13 protein-coding genes and 3 tRNA genes are annotated in these 17,957 nt (G+C 39.7%); 10 read left to right on the top strand and 6 right to left on the bottom strand.

Annotation, left to right across the window (positions count from 1 at the left end; all coding sequences use genetic code 11):
- The first annotated feature begins 92 nt into the window (after nt 1–92).
- Nucleotides 93–914: a 3-keto-disaccharide hydrolase gene (locus FC093_RS17615; protein ID WP_137263122.1), complete on the top strand. Its 822-nt coding sequence runs from the start codon at nt 93–95 to the stop codon at nt 912–914.
- A 207-nt stretch (nt 915–1,121) separates the two neighbouring features.
- On the opposite strand, the gene FC093_RS17610 is transcribed toward FC093_RS17615, so the two are convergent.
- Nucleotides 1,122–1,541, bottom strand: a complete 420-nt coding sequence (locus tag FC093_RS17610; RefSeq protein WP_137263121.1) for a cobalamin B12-binding domain-containing protein — start codon at nt 1,539–1,541, stop codon at nt 1,122–1,124.
- Between the two features lie 179 nt (nt 1,542–1,720).
- The gene (locus FC093_RS17605) at nt 1,721–3,253 is read right to left on the bottom strand and encodes a glycosyltransferase family 39 protein (protein WP_137263120.1); all 1,533 of its coding nucleotides are present in this window, start codon (nt 3,251–3,253) and stop codon (nt 1,721–1,723) included.
- 657 nt (nt 3,254–3,910) lie between these two features.
- Between FC093_RS17605 and FC093_RS17600 the strand changes: the two genes are divergently transcribed.
- The 3 genes from FC093_RS17600 to FC093_RS17590 all read left to right on the top strand — a co-directional run bounded on the left by FC093_RS17600 (nt 3,911) and on the right by FC093_RS17590 (nt 4,562).
- Nucleotides 3,911–4,165 (top strand): hypothetical protein, encoded by a 255-nt coding sequence (locus FC093_RS17600; RefSeq protein WP_137263119.1) that lies wholly within the window; start codon nt 3,911–3,913, stop codon nt 4,163–4,165.
- 216 nt (nt 4,166–4,381) lie between these two features.
- Nucleotides 4,382–4,470: transfer RNA gene (locus FC093_RS17595), tRNA-Ser, on the top strand.
- A gap of 18 nt (nt 4,471–4,488) precedes the next feature.
- Nucleotides 4,489–4,562 (top strand) — tRNA-Pro (locus tag FC093_RS17590).
- Between the two features lie 225 nt (nt 4,563–4,787).
- Here the strand turns inward: FC093_RS17590 and dnaA are convergent.
- A complete protein-coding gene (gene dnaA / locus FC093_RS17585; protein WP_137263118.1) occupies nt 4,788–6,218 on the bottom strand; it encodes a chromosomal replication initiator protein DnaA in 1,431 nt (476 codons plus the stop codon).
- Nucleotides 6,219–6,639: 421 nt separating this feature from the next.
- Nucleotides 6,640–7,296, bottom strand: coding sequence for a 5'-nucleotidase C-terminal domain-containing protein (locus FC093_RS17580; protein WP_170971142.1), 657 nt, complete (start codon nt 7,294–7,296; stop codon nt 6,640–6,642).
- A gap of 398 nt (nt 7,297–7,694) precedes the next feature.
- Between FC093_RS17580 and FC093_RS17575 the strand changes: the two genes are divergently transcribed.
- Nucleotides 7,695–8,363, top strand: a complete 669-nt coding sequence (locus tag FC093_RS17575; RefSeq protein ID WP_170971141.1) for a tRNA1(Val) (adenine(37)-N6)-methyltransferase — start codon at nt 7,695–7,697, stop codon at nt 8,361–8,363.
- Between the two features lie 7 nt (nt 8,364–8,370).
- On the opposite strand, the gene FC093_RS17570 is transcribed toward FC093_RS17575, so the two are convergent.
- On the bottom strand, nt 8,371–9,573 hold the full coding sequence (locus tag FC093_RS17570) for an NAD(P)-dependent oxidoreductase (protein ID WP_137263115.1): 1,203 nt from the start codon (nt 9,571–9,573) through the stop codon (nt 8,371–8,373).
- Between the two features lie 314 nt (nt 9,574–9,887).
- Here FC093_RS17570 and hscB point away from each other — a divergent pair, with 314 nt between their 5' ends.
- Together hscB and FC093_RS17560 are read left to right on the top strand one after the other, a co-directional pair.
- Nucleotides 9,888–10,397 (top strand): Fe-S protein assembly co-chaperone HscB, encoded by a 510-nt coding sequence (hscB, locus tag FC093_RS17565; RefSeq protein WP_137263114.1) that lies wholly within the window; start codon nt 9,888–9,890, stop codon nt 10,395–10,397.
- A gap of 30 nt (nt 10,398–10,427) precedes the next feature.
- Nucleotides 10,428–10,511, top strand: a tRNA-Leu gene (locus FC093_RS17560).
- A gap of 234 nt (nt 10,512–10,745) precedes the next feature.
- Here FC093_RS17560 and FC093_RS17555 read toward each other — a convergent pair.
- Nucleotides 10,746–11,621 (bottom strand): AraC family transcriptional regulator, encoded by an 876-nt coding sequence (locus FC093_RS17555; RefSeq protein ID WP_137263113.1) that lies wholly within the window; start codon nt 11,619–11,621, stop codon nt 10,746–10,748.
- A 451-nt stretch (nt 11,622–12,072) separates the two neighbouring features.
- On the opposite strand from FC093_RS17555, the gene FC093_RS17550 reads away from it, so the two are divergent.
- The 3 genes from FC093_RS17550 (at nt 12,073) to FC093_RS17540 (ending at nt 17,956) form a co-directional block, all read left to right on the top strand.
- On the top strand, nt 12,073–13,053 hold the full coding sequence (locus FC093_RS17550) for a dihydrodipicolinate synthase family protein (RefSeq protein WP_137263112.1): 981 nt from the start codon (nt 12,073–12,075) through the stop codon (nt 13,051–13,053).
- Nucleotides 13,054–13,103: 50 nt separating this feature from the next.
- A complete protein-coding gene (locus FC093_RS17545) occupies nt 13,104–14,285 on the top strand; it encodes a sialidase family protein (protein WP_137263111.1) in 1,182 nt (393 codons plus the stop codon).
- Between the two features lie 290 nt (nt 14,286–14,575).
- The gene (locus tag FC093_RS17540) at nt 14,576–17,956 is read left to right on the top strand and encodes a SusC/RagA family TonB-linked outer membrane protein (RefSeq protein WP_137263110.1); all 3,381 of its coding nucleotides are present in this window, start codon (nt 14,576–14,578) and stop codon (nt 17,954–17,956) included.
- The last annotated feature ends 1 nt before the right edge of the window (nt 17,957 follow it).

Raw genomic sequence — 17,957 nt, 5'->3', positions numbered from 1 at the left:
AAGATAATTGCTATACAGACTTTTAAAAGAGAACTCAGATTGCTTTATTATTAACTACATCAACAAATATATTTTATAACCAATCAACACACATGAAACACAAACATTTATTAATCATGTCTGCCGCCGTATTGTTTACTGCTGTATCGCATGCACAGGACCAACAGCAAAAAATGAAGCCCGAAGAAACAGAATTCTACTCGCCTGTGCCTAAAGTGGTAACGCCTGGTAAAACCTGCGGCGCTGCACCTTCGGATGCTATTGCTTTATTTGATGGCAAAAACCTCGATCAGTGGGAAGATGCGCAGGACACTACCAAGCCTGCCGAGTGGAAGGTAGCCAACGGCATCCTTACCGTTGACAAAACCAAAGGCAACATCCGTACGAAACAATCCTTTATGGACTACCAGTTGCACATTGAATGGAAAGAGCCTAAAACGCTCACCGGCAGCGGACAGGCACGTGGCAACAGTGGTTTGTTTTTAGCTTCTTTAGGGTCTGGTGATGCAGGATATGAATTGCAGATTTTAGATTCTTACAACAATCCAACGTATGTAAATGGTCAGGCAGCTTCTCTTTACAAACAAAGTCCGCCGCTGGTAAATGCCAGCTTTCCTAATGATGTGTGGCAAACTTACGATGTGGTTTGGACTGCTCCTCGCTTTAATGGGGATGGTACAGTAAAAACACCGGCTTATGCTACGGTGTTTCATAATGGGGTGTTGGTACAAGACCACACTGCACTTTTGGGACCAACCCAATATATAGGTTCACCGGCTTACCGCCAGGCGCATGGTGCATCTCCTATTAAGTTGCAAGCACATGGCGATAAGAGTGAGCCGTTGAGCTTTAGAAACATCTGGATCAGAGAGTTACAGGAGCGGCAACCTATAGACTCAACAAGTAGAAAATAGCCTTGCATTTTTAAATATAACGCGCTGCTTTTCTGATTTCGATATAATCATAAAAAGCCTGTAAATATTTGCAGGCTTTTTCTTTTAGTATAAAACAGATAAATGAAAAGGTTGTTACATTTGGAGCTTACATGACGCTACAAAACCTTATTTAATACTACTATGGGTTGCAGGCATAATAGTTAATGTACTTCAGCAATATACTAATCAAAACGGTCTGTTACTCTTCACCCATCCGGTGATATAACCGGCAATTTCCTTAGTGGGTGTGCCGGGCGAAAATAATTTACCAACGCCCATTTGCTGTAATTGCTGCATATCATCCTGTGGTATAATGCCGCCACCGGTAAGCAATACATCAGTCATATTTTTTTCCTTCAGCAATGCCAGTACTCTTGGAAAAACAGTCATATGGGCACCGCTTAAAATACTAATGCCAATAGCATCCACATCCTCTTGCAAGGCAGCATTCACCACCATTTCGGGCGTTTGCCGCAGCCCGGTATAAATCACTTCCATACCGGCATCGCGCAGGGAGGCGGCAATTACTTTGGCACCGCGGTCGTGCCCATCCAAACCTACTTTAGCAACCAGTACGCGTATCGGGCGATGAAAGGATGGACTCATACAATCGTTATTATTTTTCAAAGGTAAAAAGAATCTATAGCACACGGCTTATCCTTGGATAAGGATGATACTGATGAGAACAATTGATTAAACCGGTAATTAAAGGATTTATTTCTATGATAAATCAATCCTTTCTTATCCATGCTTTAGTCCGTGTCATTCGTGTGCTATCAAATTTGCTATTTCATTTCCGCCTTATCCTCCGCTATTTTTTGATGGAAGAAGCGTGTAAAACGCTCATCAGCGCCTTTTGCCAGCATTATAAAATCGCCATATTCCCTGGCGTACACATTTGTTACGCTATCGGTAAACTGTGCCGATTTGAAAAAGCGGATATAATCGTGTGCTAATTCATCAGTATCTTCTGTTACCAAAATCAAATTGGTCATTGGCTTATTTTCCGGCAACCAGTATAAAAAGCTTGCATTGTCGCTGTATGCTTCGGGCAAGCCATATTTTCTTCCATAATAATTAACGGCGCCCGCCATGCCATAATTGTTACAAAAAATAAGCGTTTGCTGCTGCTCTGCAGGCGATAAAGAGCGATACGCTGCCGCTACTTTTTTTGTCATTTCTTCCCAGCCCAGCATATCAGAAAAGTCTTGCGGCAAGGGATGATTTTTAAGATCTTCCCATTTTAAAAGGCCAGTTTTGTTTATACCCATTTTCTGGTAAAATGCAGCCAATTTAGCAGGCTCATATATAGGCAGCAACAGCGGTAAAAAAACGAAACCCAAAATAAAAATGGGCACCATCATTATATAGCGCCACATCTTTTTTGCAATTGTAATGTGCTCCAGATAATAAGCGCCAAAAGCCAGCAACACAGGGTAAGCACCAAGTGCATAATAATTTTTTCCGCGACCGATTAATAGAATAATGATAACAAATACATACGCCCAACCTGCAAAGCGAAACCGTTTTTCATTGCGCGAAAAGAAAACATAATACAAGCCAGCCAGCCATACAAAAAAGCAGGGTGCAAACATCAATAACTGGTCGGAGAGAAAAGATAGCGGGCTAATATATTGCAACTGTGTTTGCTGCAACTCGCGCATATGATGAAAAACCGGAAACTGATGATGGTATTGCCACAATAAGTTGGGCAAAAAAATAATAAAACCTGCCAATGCAGCCAGCCAAAAATGCTTACTGATAAAGATGGTGCGATACTTTGTAAGCAGCACACCCGCTAGCAGGCTTACCGTATAAAATGCTACCGAATATTTACTCAGCATACCCAAACCAACAGCTACGCCAAACACATATAGCCATCTGTTTTTGCCGGTTTGTATATAACGAATAATGCTATACACCATCATTGTCCAAAAAAATACTTCGGGTGGATTGGGCTGAAATAGAAAGAACAATCGGAGATATACACTAAAGGTGAAGGATAAAAAAAGGAGCCACAGTGCAAAACTTCTTCCGCCCTGCGATAATACTATTTTACCGGCAACTATAAAAGTAGCAGCGCCAAACAGCGACGGCCAAAGCTTTATCCAAAACATACCACCGCCCAACAGGTGGGTAAGCCATGCAAAAATGCTGAGCATTGGCGGCACTTCCATAAAGCCCCAGGCTACATGATTTCCTTCGGCTAAATATAAAAATTCGTCCCGGTGCGGCTCGTACACAGGGTTTTGCAACAGGTAAGGCAACACTAATCTTAATAAAGCAAGTGCATACAGTAGTTTGTTGTAGTTCTTCATGCCGGCAGTAGTTGTATGAGGTGAAAGTACAACAGCTTTTATGACAAATAAATTATTGCTGCTATTGATGTTCTTTACCAGCCAGCAAGTATTTACCGGTGAGAAACATCACAGGTATAGAAAAAGATGATAGGAAAATTAGAGCAGTATTTTTATTGAAAAGATACTAATGCTATCATTAATTCCACTTTTACCAGCATACAGATTGTTTCGCTCGCAATAAAGTTGTTTAATATTTCCTGCAAATAACGATGGCTAAGAGCAATGCAAAGGCATGTAGAGGATAAAAGAGTGGTGTTTAATGCTATAAGTTTTAGCATATTTATAATAACTTATTTAATACAACTTATTTAAACTGTAGATAAGAAAAAAGTGCCACACCGGTTTTCTACAGTGTGGCAACCTCCTTTTTTATTGAAATACATTTGATTAATGAAAATAATAATGTCCATTTTCATTAATCAATGAATAGAATGTGAAAAGGAAGGAGTTGATCATAAAACTTGTTAGAAATTTTTTTATCCATTCTTTTGGTTTACTATCAAGCAGTTGTACATATTAATTAACAGAACGGACTGTTATATCGGGAATATTTGGCATAAAATTTTACTAAACCTATCAGGAATTTATACATGAAAATCCCATAAAATACAGGATATGAAGAAGCTCGACCTGACGCGGCAAGATATTGCTCCGCTTGCACTATTGTTTGTAAGTTTATCGTTAATGATTATTGGTATTGTATTTAAAAGCCTCATTGTGCTGGCAGGCGTTACCGGTATTGTGCTTGCCTGGTTCTTATGTATTGATACGCTAATTGTCAACCACAAAATGAATATTATCAAACGTATTGTTTTTGGTGGCATTATTATCGCACTTCCAATTGCATTGGCCATGTATATGGGTGCATAAGTTAGTTTTATATACGTTTAAAATTATTTACCCGCAGTATTATTCCTGCACTATTATATTTTATACTGTTATACTTTTATAAAACCTCGCCGCTACCGGAGAGGTTTTTTGTTAAGATATATAAAAATAAAGTCTCTTACAATTCTGTTCAATTTTCATTTGGCATTTCACAGTCATACTCCTATTTTTGCAGCCCCTAAATAGAGTGTGAGAAACGGTGAGGTGGATGAGTGGCTTAAATCAGTAGTTTGCTAAACTGCCGTACGGGTAACTCTGTACCGAGGGTTCGAATCCCTCCCTCACCGCTCATTAATCATTTTCTTCGGGGCGTAGCGTAGCCCGGTATCGCGCCTGGTTTGGGACCAGGAGGTCGTAGGTTCGAATCCTGCCGCCCCGACAAAACCTCTTCAATATTGAAGAGGTTTTTTATTTTCAGACGCTCATACAAATAAATGCTCAGTTTTTATTGCGCGGTGGAAGTATGCGGTGGCATCTTTAGCACCACTGGCTGCAACCGAAGCTTTATAGCAACACTATATAGCTTGTAACATTACAAAGCAAAAGCCCCGCATGCGGGCGGGGCTTTTGAAAAAGTTGTTTGGTTGTAGGTGTAGTAAGTATCTTACATAGAGGCAAGCTGTACTTTTTGCGTAAGCTCTATTACATTTTCTTTAAACAAACTATCTGTATCCATCAGGTCTTTTACGGTTTGACAACTGTGGATAACGGTGGTATGGTCGCGACCACCAAAATGTTCGCCAATGGTTTTGAGCGAATTTTTGGTAAATGATTTGGCGAGGTACATAGTAATTTGCCGTGCCTGCACAATCTCGCGCTTGCGGGTTTTTTGCAGCAATTTATCGTATGGCACATCAAAATATTCGCACACCATTTTTTGTATAATATCAATAGTGATTTCTTTACTGCTCGTTTTCACAAAATTGCGCAGCACTTTCTTGGCTAGTTCTACATCTATGTCGCGCTTATTGAGCGATGATTGCGCCAGCAACGATATTAACGCACCTTCCAGCTCGCGTACATTGGTGCTGATGTTGTAGGCTACATATTTCACTACTTCTTTGGGCATATCGCAGCCATCAATCTTCATTTTGCGTTCCAGTATCTCTATACGCGTTTCGTAGTCGGGCATCATCAGGTCGGCACTTAAGCCCCAGCGAAAACGGCTGAGCAAACGCTCCTGCAAACCGTCAAGATCTTTGGGGGCTTTGTCTGATGTAAGCACGAGTTGTTTACCGCTTTGGTGCAAATGATTGAATATAGCAAAGAAAGCATCCTGGCTTCTTTCGGCACGGTTGAAGAATTGAACATCATCAATAATCAACACATCTATTAACTGGTAGAAATGAATAAAGTCGTTAATAGCATTGTTACGGCTGTGATCCTGAAACTGGTTGATAAATTTCTCACTGCTTACATACAATACTACTTTGTTGGGATGCAGACGTTTTACTTCGTTGCCAATACATTGCGCCAAATGCGTTTTGCCCAAACCCACACCACCATAAATAACCAGCGGATTGAAGGAACTGGCACCGGGCTTTTCGGCTACCGTTTTACCGGCACGCCGCGCTACCCTGTTGCAATCGCCTTCTATCAATGAGTCGAAGGTATAAGCCGGATTGAGTTGCGGATCTATCTGCACTTTTTTTAATCCCGGAATCACAAAAGGATTCTTAACGGGGTTATTAATTACCAGTGGAAATTCCATTTCATTATTTACATATACTTTACCATTGCTCGCGGCAATATCCATCGAGCCATTGCGACCATTATTGCCGCTGTCTACCATAATACGGTATTCCAGCCGGGCATCTTTGCCCAGCTCACGCTTCAGTATTTTTGCCAGCAGATTAATGTAGTGCTCCTCTAAGTACTCATAAAAAAACTGGCTGGGTACCTGTATTAGCAACACATTTCCCTTTAGTTCGACGGCCTTAATGGGCTCGAACCATGTTTTGTAGTGCTGCCACTCTACAATATCCTTAATTATCTGCAAGCAATTAGTCCAAACGGATTCGGCGGTTAATAGCATAATAGGCAATATCGGTTTATAGAGTTAAAGAAATCTATTTCGTAAGGTCCCAACGTTTCATTGTTGTGTATGAAAAAAAATTAGGACAGGAGGACGAATTTCTACCTTTTTGTTGAAAAAAAAATTTTTTAATCAGCCAATTTTTCCTCAATAGGGAGTTGCAGGTAATGGCAAAATTTTTTTTAACGCGGGATATACAAAAACATACAGCTTATTTGTACAAGATTGTTTTTTGGAGTGTACAGAAGAATGTTTTATATGTGTTTTGGCAAATAGCATACAATCGTTTTTAGAAGATGTAGTGGGGAATTCGCAAGTCATCAAATATAAAAAAAATATTTGCTTGCGGTATGCTGAAAAATTGGCAGCTACCTGTATTTTAATGGGAAAATTGATGCAATGTTTATAAATTTTTTTTTTATTAATTTCTATAAACAATGCGATTTTCTATGGTGGCTGTTACAGGTTTACCTGCTTTTGTAAAAGAGGCAATATAGTCTATCAAAGCAGTACGAAATAAATGATTCTTATTGAGCTGCAGCAAGCCTTTGAACATAGTACATTGATTGCCGCCATTGGCTATATAATCGGCTACCGCAACAGTATATGTTTTTGTATCTTCTAATGGTTGATTATTTATCTGAATGTCAATGGCTTGCTTATCTTTAATAGTCATGCTGATGCCAGAGCAAGGCCAGCCGCCAAGGCTTGCCTGATGATCTAAAAACTGCCGGAATATATTACCTTGTATAGAGAGTAAAACTATCTTATTATCATACGGCATTACTTTAAAAATCGTTCCAATGGTAATATCACCTTTAGGTATATAAGCGCGCATACCACTAAAGTTTACAAAAGCCGCATCCACATTTTTGTTGTATAGTTTTTCTGCATACAATTTCATACAATCTGCCATTAAATTTCCAAGCGGACTTTCGGGTTGCTTTTTATATAACGGTGCTATTGCAAAGCCAATTACTTTGGAGGTGTCTGTACTATCTGCATAGGCATTTAGATGTTGATTATTATAGGTTTTGATGTTGATGGTAGAATCATTTGCGGGTTGTTTTTTATACATGTATTCATACGATTGCGCATGTATGATGGATAAGCAAAAAAGCAAATTATAGATTGTAAATAACAACACTTTCATCAGTGTAAGGATTTAAGTGTGCCGAATGTAAGTAATGTTGATGAAATGAGGAGCGGTGAATTGCGAATGGTCAATTGTGAATATAAGCAGCAAATATAGTCTCTGTTTAGTTTTTGGTTTAAACCTCAAAAGCAATCGTTTAACTTTAAAGGGTCATTTATTTTTATACAATAAACAACTTAAATAAACCAGCTAAATTTTTAAATTACTCCGTTTTACTCCTCATATATTAGCTTAGCGCCTTCACAACTTTTCGGTGAAATAATATGCCTAATGACTTTTTTCGCTTTAAAAAGTTTACAATATATCAGCAGCATTGTGCTATGAAAGTGTGTACTGATGCCTGCCTGTTTGGCGCATGGACTGCAAATAAGATCGCCGCTAAAAAACTGCAAAGCAATTCTATTTTAGATATTGGCGCAGGCACCGGTTTGTTATCATTGATGCTTGCACAACAATTAAGTAACAGTATTATACATGCTACAGAAATAGATGCTGATGCAGCAAAGCAAGCAAGTGAAAACTTTGCCGCTTCGCCGTGGCATGGGCAATTGCATGCTGTTAATGCTCCTATACAATCTTTTTCGTCCTCCTTGCAGTACGATTTTATTGTATCCAACCCACCGTTTTTTCAAAACGATCTGGCAAGCAACAATGCACAGCGCAACGTGGCTTTGCACAGTCATCAGCTTGGTTTTGAAGAGTTGTTGGCTGCAATACAAATGCACCTTTCTGTAACGGGACATTTTGCTGTGTTACTTCCCTATCATCGTACAACAGTATTTGAAAGTTTAGCACAAAGGGAAGGGTTTTATTTACATCAAAAAACATGGGTACAACAAACACCTGCGCACGCTTTATTCAGAAGTATGTTATTGTTTGGAAGAGAACAAAAAGAACCTGAACAAACAACCATAATAATAAAAGATAAAGCCGGAAGTTATACAGATGCGTTTGTTGCATTGCTGAAAGATTATTACCTGTATTTATAAAGAAAATTTAATGCGCTGCATAATCTTTCAAATACCCGAACCGTTCGGTAAGGTATCCATTCCTTAAAATAGTCGCCCGCTCTATCATGCTGCTGCTTTCTTTTTTAAGAATGTCCTCTAACACATATTTTATGAGTTGATCTCCAAAGTACCGGCTCGCATCGCAAGGCAGTTCGTTGGGCAGATTGCCTACAGCCACTACATCTACACTGGTGGGCAGATAGGGTGCTGTTTTGGTATTCGTCATTTTATCTACCCCATATACCGGGTTTGTAATAGTTGCATCGCCCAGATTGCAGGGGATGCTGCCACCTGTATCATCGGTAATATCTGCAATGGTTTGTATGTTAAAATCGCTGTTTTGCATGGTTTCCGGCTCAAAAAGACGCGGTATTCTTTTATCCCAATAAATACCGTTCATCAGTATATCGGTGTGGGCGCAATATGGCTCAAAAAGACATTCATATTCTTCAGGATTGGCATGAAACTCAGCGCGTTGATACGTGCGCTTGTTTTTGTGTATGTACAGGTCGGCGCCTTTGAGGTGCACATATACCGGATAGTTGAAACTGCGCTGCAGATACTCTTCCGGTTCCACTTCCTGCACATCCATCAGGTTCATAATTTCGAGTATGCCGTGCGCTACGCGCCCGCTGCCGGTAACTGTTATTTTAATGTTGGGTAACTTCAGTCCAAAATACGTATTGATGAGATGCCGGTAATCTTTATTTTGATACACGCGGCCAAGCGAAAATGTTTTAGTGCGGTTGCCATAAGCCATCATGCCATTGTGTGCGCCTACAACACCTGCAAAAAAGCCAAAGCCGATAATGCGCTGTCCATCTTCATGCTCCAGGCATTCATAATCTACCAGCGTAATGCCTTTATCTATCATAGCGTGCATGAGTTGCTGATTGTGAGGCTGCCCTTTTTTGGTATGCGAAAAAAATAAGTAGGTTTTGTTTGGGATTAACTTGGCAACCGGCACTTCTTTTATACCCAGCAACACATCGCACACACTTAAATTGTTGCTAATAATAGCGCCGGCTCTTTCATAATCTTCATCGGCAAAGCAGCGGCTCTCAGATGGCTCTATTACAATACGGCAACCACCTACTTTGGTGAGCAACCATTTGCAATGTGCAGGCGTAAGTGCAACGCGGTTATCAGAAGGAATTTTTTCTTCTTTAATTAAGCCAATCGTAAGCATGGGAAGTGTATATGGTATGGGATGGAAAGGTAAAGGTTATTGATGAAATGTTGTGAGCCGGAATGTTTATAACACAGGCCTGCCTGTTGGCAGACAGGAGTAAACAAGATTTTTTATGTATAGTATGAAATGTAAGGTGTACGTTGTGAAAAGTTTAGCAGGAATGGTAATAGGTAAAAAAGTACAAAAACAGTAATCAGCGTGCTGTAGGAGCAGTATGTTTAGCAATGCGCGCAATAAATAAATGCTGCCGGTAATTACATTTCGTATTTACACTATTACGAGTGAACTTTGTACCGCAATGCAAGCAGGAAATGAATTATTTTGAGCTTTATAATATGCCTGTTACAATGAAGCCGGATGTGCAGCAGGTGAAACAAAAGTTTTATGAATTAAGCCGCCGTTACCACCCGGATTTTTTTGCGAATGCTACAGCGGAAGAGCAGATACAAGCACTGGAAAAATCATCGCTGATAAACAGGGCTTTTAAAGTATTGCAGCAGCCGGATGAAACGATTAAATATGTGCTTCAACTGCACGGCTTGCTGGAAGAAGAGGAAAAGAATCAACTGCCGGGTGCTTTTCTGGCAACAATGCTGGACCTGAACGAGCAAATTGCAGAGGCTGAAATAGATGAAGATGCCACGGCATTGCAGCAAATACAATCTACTATTTATGATATTCAATCAAACTTATATGAACCTGTTCGGCAAATTGTGGAGCATTATCAGGAAGGTGTTACTGCCAAAGAAGAGTTGCTGCAAGTAAAAGATTATTATTACAAGAAAAAATACCTGACACGTATTTTGGCAGGTATGCACTGATATACTAATATTGCAGCCCAATTCAGAAAAGCCCGGATGGCGGAATTGGTAGACGCGCCAGACTCAAAATCTGGTTCTCGCAAGGGAGTGCAGGTTCGATTCCTGTTCCGGGCACCTCAAAGCCTTGTAAATAGTTGATTTACAAGGCTTTTTTATTTTCAGATATCAAAAAGTGTTAATTTTTCTTGCTTTTTACTGCCATCGTTAACAGACATTATTGGGAAAAACTGTACAGGTGGAAGTTGCTTCATTCACCCTTTTGATTGTATGCTTAACGAGCCATGCTTAGTTACAGCTATTCTCTTCGAAATTTTAGAATATTCTATAATCATTCAACAGGCCGCTTGGTCAATTACTGTTTTTCAGGTATTTGCTTTTGTATTCAAAAGGCGTCATAGCCGTTATCTTTTTAAAACTCCGGTAAAAATTTGAAACATTATTAAATCCGCATTCAAAGCAAATAAGTTCTGTTGGAAGCCTGTCTTCTATCAAATGCCGGCAGGCATGACTGATCCTGATTTCAACCAAAAAATCATTGTATGTTTTTTGGGTCATCAGTTTAAAGTAACGGCAAAATGACGTAGTGCTTAAATTGGCAATGCCTGAAATTTCATGCAATGAAATATTCTTTTTGTAATTAGCCAATGTGTACGTGTAAATTTTATTCAGCCGCAACGTTTCTGCTTCATTGGTTTTATAAAATGCATGTGCAGAAGCGATATAAGTAAAGTCCTTGGTTTCTGCTAAAATTTTAATGATGGAAAGCAATAAAATAATACGGTCAAGATTTACAGCTTTCAACGCTGCATACATCAGTTTGGCTAATTTTTCTTTTGTTCTACCCGTGATAAGCATTCCCTTTTTTGCCTTTTCAAACAATTTTGATATCAGATAAGCTTCCGGCAGTTTCAAAAAATCTTCTCCTAAACAAGTAGGTAAAAAATGCAGTACAATAGCTTCCACCTGCAACCCGCAGTTCTGTTCAAAATACGCTTCCCGGCATCTCCAGGTATGGGGTAAATTTTCTCCTAATAATAAAATTTCCCCGGCAGAAAAGTTGCTGATATTATCACCAATAAAACGAAGCCCTTCACCTCTTATAACGTAATGCAATTCCAGTTCGGGGTGGAAATGCCATAGCGTTGGAAAATATTGTTGAATATCATGACGAATGCCAAAAGAGCTTTGCAAGCCAAGGGGTACTTTGTGAAAAAGGGGTTTCATACAGCAATTAATTTAAACAGCAACAGTAGATAATAGGTTGACAATTTTGATTTTACAATAAATAATCAAGTATAATCAATTTTCTGTAATAAACCTATAAACTGCAGGATTAAGAGCAGTTTCTTAACTACCGGTTAAGCCTTCAGCTTAATAAATTGTGCATCTTATCATTAAATTTTCTCTTTAAAAAACGGAATAAATGATCGCTTTAAAAGTGTGCTAATATCCTATAATAATAAGCAAAGAAAACGGAATGTTTTGCTTACCTCCTGTGCTATTTTTGTTAGGGATTAGCTTGTTGCCATAATTGAAAGAACTATATTCATAGAGAATATTCAGCGTTAAATATTCCAGACAAACTGCATCAAAAAAACGAGTATTATCGCAGGTCTCGTTAAACGGGCTTTGTACAATTACTACATAAAATGCTTATCTGTAAATAGCCTTGTATATGAATCCGGATGAGAAGAAATTAGTTCCTGTAATGATTACACCGTATAATCTCAAGACTAAAATAGATAAAGATGCGGTACGCAAACTTGTTGAATTTTATATAGCAGCAGGTGCCAAAGGTCTTTTTACCAATTGCCTTAGCAGCGAAATGTATAGCATAAGTGAAGATGAAAGATTGGAGCTTACACGAAGTGTTGTAAAATCTGCGAAAGGCCGTGTTCCCGTGGTCGCTACAGGCTCGTTTGGATTAACCATAGAAGATAAAGCAGAATTTGCAAGGAAGATTTACGACACAGGCATTAGCGCAGTTGTATTAATAACAAGCCATTACGCCAATGTAGAAGAGAGCGATGAAATCCTGCTTAGAAATTTTGAGAAAATGTTGCACCTTACCGGGAATATTCCGTTAGGTTTATATGAATGTCCTGCACCTTATAAAAGGATTATATCGTCTTCTGTTTTAGAAAGTTTAATAACAACAAACAGGTTTTTTTTTCATAAGGATACTTCCATTGAACAGGATTATATAAAAGCAAAACTTGCTGTGATTAAAAACAGTCCTGGGTTTGAGTTTTTTGATGCACATACACCCAATGCTCTGTTTTCCATGCAGTCGGGAGCAAAAGGAATGTCGTGCATCGCTGCAAATTTTTATCCTGAAGTAATAGCATGGATGTGTGAACATGTAAATGACCCGGACAAGCAGGAAGAAGTAAAGTGGCTGCAATCGGCGTTAACAAAGGCAGATCCTTTAATTCATATTGCTTATCCCCTGAGTGCAAAATATTTTCTCAGGAAAAGGGGAGTCCCGGTAAAGACGATCAGCAGGGCACATGTACTTGAGCTTAGTCCTGCTCAAAAGCAAAACCTGGACAACTTGTACGATAGCTTCAATGACTGGTGTGCACGTTTAAAAATAGCACAGGTGAATATAGAAGACGCTCTGCTGCCGGGCGGAAGACTGGATGCTGCTATTTAACCAACTATATTTCCAAATAGCTTTAAACAACCAGTTCTAACAATTGCCTAATGAAAAAAATCGTTCTCTTATTTTTTCTTTTTATAAACTTTTTGTCAGCCCCGGCACAAGAGAGGCAACCTGTACAAACAAAGAATGCACAGTTGATTTTTCCTATGCAGGAAAAACATGTTCATGGCAGCAGTATTGTTAGTTTACCTAACGGCGATCTGCTGGTTGCATGGTTTTATGGCAGTGGAGAGCGAACTGCAGACGATGTAAAAATTATGGGAGCAAGATTAAGAAAGGGAAGTTCTGAATGGAGTCCTCCTTTTGAGCTTGCAGATACATATGGTCTTCCGGATTGTAACCCGGTATTATTCTTAAATGCAAAAGGAAAATTGTTTCTTGTTTGGATAGCTGTTCAGGCAAATCGCTGGGAACATGCTGTTTTACGTTTCAAAACATCTGTTGATTATGATGGAGATAAAGCACCAACCTGGAACTGGCAGGATGATATTTTAATAAAACCTGATGAACGTTTTGCTAAGGAAACAGAAGCAAAATTGAAACAACTTCCGGAACAAGGTAGCGGCTGGTCTGCGTATGCGCCACCTTATGACGAAATGATCATTGAAGCAAGTAAAGACCTTGCAAAAAGAAGCACCGGCTGGATGACGCGCATTCATCCCCTTATCTTAAAAAATGGCAAAATAATTCTGCCTTTATACTCTGATGGTTTTAATATGTCCTTAATGGCAATTTCGGATGATGATGGCGCAACCTGGAAACCTTCGCTGCCTGTTGTTGGCAGAGGCCCTATTCAGCCGGCACTTGCTCAGCGAAAGAATGGAGATATTATTGCCTTAATGCGGGACAGCGGTGATGAACCAAACAGGGTGCAAACAAGTACGTCGAAGGATAGTGGTGCATCGTGGTCTGCTGCTATAAAAACAGATATTCCCAATACAGCAAGCGTAGAAGTTTGTGTTTTGAAAGATGGAAGATGGCTTTTTGTTGGCAACGATATCGAAGGTGGCAGATACAGGCTTTCGCTGTATGTGTCCAATGACGAAGGAAAAACATGGTCTAAAAAGTATACGCTTGAAAACGAAGAAAAAGGCGCAGGAAGTTTTTCATATCCAAGTGTTATACAAACTTCGGATGGTCTTGTTCATATCACCTATTCTTATCATAAAGAGCATGCAGGCAAATCAATCAAATATGTTTGCATAGATGTAAAAAGTCTTTAAGCAACCAGAAAGATGATAGCCATAATGAAAGTGAATTTATTAAAAGAAATTAACCATGATAATATTATACAATAAGATGCTAATGCATTGTATAAATTTTATAATTTATTAAATTAAATTTGTTTTGATGACAGAATCGTTCAGGTAATTTAGCAATAAACAACTGCAAGCGAAATCAGAAACATAGAGCATCTTAGCCATATATACCATAGGAACTGAAGATTTTGAGCATCGGGAAATTGATCAGTCACAGCAATATCTCTTTTCAATAATAAAATATTAATCAGCTTATGAGAACACAAACCAGGCTTTCCCGCTTTGTTGCGTCCTGCATCTTATTATGCTTTTTTACAGCATTATCGCTGCAGCAATCAACAGCCCAAGAAACAAAGAAAACGGTAAGAGGTTCGGTAAGAGATTCCACAGGTGCTGTTGAAGGCATAACCGTTGTTGAAAAAGGCACTTCCAACACGGTTGCTACTAATAAAAATGGTGAATTTACCATCACTGTTTCCGGCGCAAACCCAACACTTGTTTTTCAGGCTGTAGGTTATCAAACACAGGAAATTGCTGTTGGTAACCAAACCACTATAAATGTGGAATTGCAGTCATCTACCAATCAACTCTCTACCGTGGTTGTAACAGCACTCGGACTTACACGAAGTAAGCGTTCACTCGGTTATTCGGTTGCTGAAGTAAAGTCCGAAGACCTGGTGAAGGCTGCCAATCCCAACTTACTTAAATCCTTGGATGGAAAGGTAAGCGGTGTTAACATTGTTAGCTTAAGCAGCGATCCTACCTCTTCTGTGTTGGTGAATATTCGTGGTACTACCACCATGCCTTCACTTAGCAGTGGCGCCGATATTTCTGTAAGATCGCAGCCTTTATATGTGATTGATGGAATACCGGTGGGAACCCAAACTTTTACACCAAAAGATGGTGTTGACTTTGGTAATATTCTGTCACAACTCAATCCCGAAGATATAGAAAGTGTAACCGTCCTGAAAGGCGGAAGTGCAGGTGCATTATACGGTGCAGAAGGTGGTAACGGCGTTGTCATGATTACTACAAAATCCGGCCGTGGTGGCAAAAGGGGGTTAGGCGTTTCTTATACGGCTTCTTCAGTTTGGGATCAGCCTTACCAGTTTATTGAGGAACAAACGTTGTATGGACAGGGTGAAAGGGCTTTTGAATGGCAGTACGACAACACCGATACCTGGGGACCAAAACTGGATGGGAAATTTACTTCGGATTATTGGGATGTGCAGGCGCAGGAATGGAAGACCGGACCGATGCTTTCATCGCATGAAAACAGGCTGAAAACTTATTTGCAAACCGGTAATACTTTAACTAATAATATTAATGTATTTGGTAATTATGATAAAGGTTCGTTCCGTTTATCGTTATCAAAAATGGATAACAAAGGAGTAATGCCAAATACCAAAACAGATCAAACAGGCATTACTTTCAACAGCGATTATTTGCTCACAAAGAATATCAGGGTTTCTGTAAACGCAAGCTATATAAGAACCTATTCGCCCAATAAAGCAAACAGCGTTGGTTCCAACAGTGTTATCAATAATTTATTATTCAATTTCCCAACTAATCTGCAGCCGCTTTCTCAAATGAGAAATTACTGGCTGGATGGTAATGAAAACATCCAGCAGAATGGTGCTATTATGAAAGATAATGGTGTTGACGTGGATACCGATAATCCCTGGTGGACAACCTATGAAAAAATACATCGCTTTACCCGTGATAATTATTTTGGCAAACTGCAGTTAGACTGGCGGTTATCAAACGCATTTTCTTTAATGGTTCGCACAGGCATGGAGAATGTGCGTGAAGATTATGAACTGAGGCAATCATGGGGTAAAACCAACATGAGCGATAAGTTTAATATTGGCGATGGTCAGTATGTTACCGGAACGAACAACAGTTTGATGGTAAACTCCGATGCCATTCTTACTTACAACAACAATTTTGGTAAGTTTTCGGTGAATGTTTCTGTTGGTGGAAATTATGCGTACACCAATAACAACAGTCTTGAAAACACGGCCGGCAAACTTTCCACCCCGTCTATTTTCACTTTAACCAATGCCATGCCGGGGCAGTTGTATGTTTCTTCTTCCAGTTGGGGAACGGGCCAATCTTACAGTGCCTATGGAACTGCAACACTCGGTTATGCCAATCAGCTTTATCTCGATGCTACAGGCAGAAACGACTGGAAAGGGATTTTAAGCGAAGAAAAAATACATTATTTCTATCCCTCCGCATCGTTAAGCTGGGTTGCTTCAGAAACATTCAGCCTTCCCAAAGTTTTCAATCTTGTAAAACCGAGAGTTGCCTGGGCTGATGTTGGCAACGGTTTAACACGTCGTCGTTCTGTAGATACTTATACTTATGATGCCAGCGATTGGGGCGCTATAAAAACGGTAAGCATTAATGCTTCCTTGGTCGATCCATTTATAAAGCCGCAGCATTCAGTAACAAAAGAAGCAGGTATTGATGTGTGGATGTGGAATAATCTGCTGCGATTTGATTTCACTTATTTTATCAAGGATCAGAAGAACCAGATTGATAATATCCCTACCGTTGAAGGAACAGGTTATAGCGGTGTGTTAACCAATATTGGTGATGTGAGAAACAAAGGTTTTGAATGGGGATTAACACTGAATCCGGTCCGTTCAAAAAACTGGAACTGGGATGTTTCTGCAAGCTTTACACACTACAAAGCAACCATTACAAGACTATCTGATAAGTTTGCTCCCAACGGATATGTATTCGCAGATTATGATGGAAAAACAAGGGTAAAAATTGCAGTGGGCGAAGAGATTGGAAATATTTACGAACAAAATCCCATCATGAAAGTCAAGACTGGCAAATATGCAGGCATGTATTTGTTAAACAGCGAAGGTGGAGAGTTTCAGGTATCAGGTGATGAAAGCGACCGTGAAAAGTTAGGCAACTTTAATCCCGATTATATTTTGGGATTGAATACTACCCTTCGTTACAAACAATTTGCATTAAACCTGGTTGGAAGTTTTCGCCAGGGCGGCGAGTATATTTCCGTCAACCAGCAATATCTCGAATCAAACGGCAGAGCATTTACTACTTTAGGTTCAGGACCAAACAATCCATGGTGGACAGGTGGACGTGATTCCGAGCATGGCGGTCTCCCCTGGCCGGCTGAAGGTTCCAGCCAGTATGAAGCCATCAATAATAATAATGATGGCCAACGCTCCGACTGGAACGATGCCAGCTATGCGCATGGTGTTTTTGTAAGACCCGACTTTACAGGTGAAACGCCAACCGATGCTGATTACATTGTTAACGGCGCTGATCCCAACAATACGTTCTATCAAATTCCTTACAATAGTTATGGCGATGTTATCTGGGATTTTTCCCGCACAAGAACATTCGATGCGACCAATTTTAAAATGCGGGAAATTTCGCTTTCCTATACTTTACCCGGTAAATTGATAAGCCGTTACAGGCTTAATAACCTGGTCGTATCTCTGATAGGAAGAAATGTATTTCAATGGAATGCTTCCGGCAGGAATGAGGATCCGGAGTCTGCTTTTACAGGTGTAGGAACCAACCAGGGAGTTTTAAGAGCGACCTTGCCAAGCATCCGTTCTTATGGAGTAAAACTGGCAGTTCAATTTTAAT

The organism is Ilyomonas limi (genome assembly GCF_005233845.1).
Taxonomy (GTDB): Bacteria; Bacteroidota; Bacteroidia; order Chitinophagales; family Chitinophagaceae; genus Ilyomonas; species Ilyomonas limi.
This window is presented reverse-complemented; position numbering and strand designations above follow the sequence as displayed.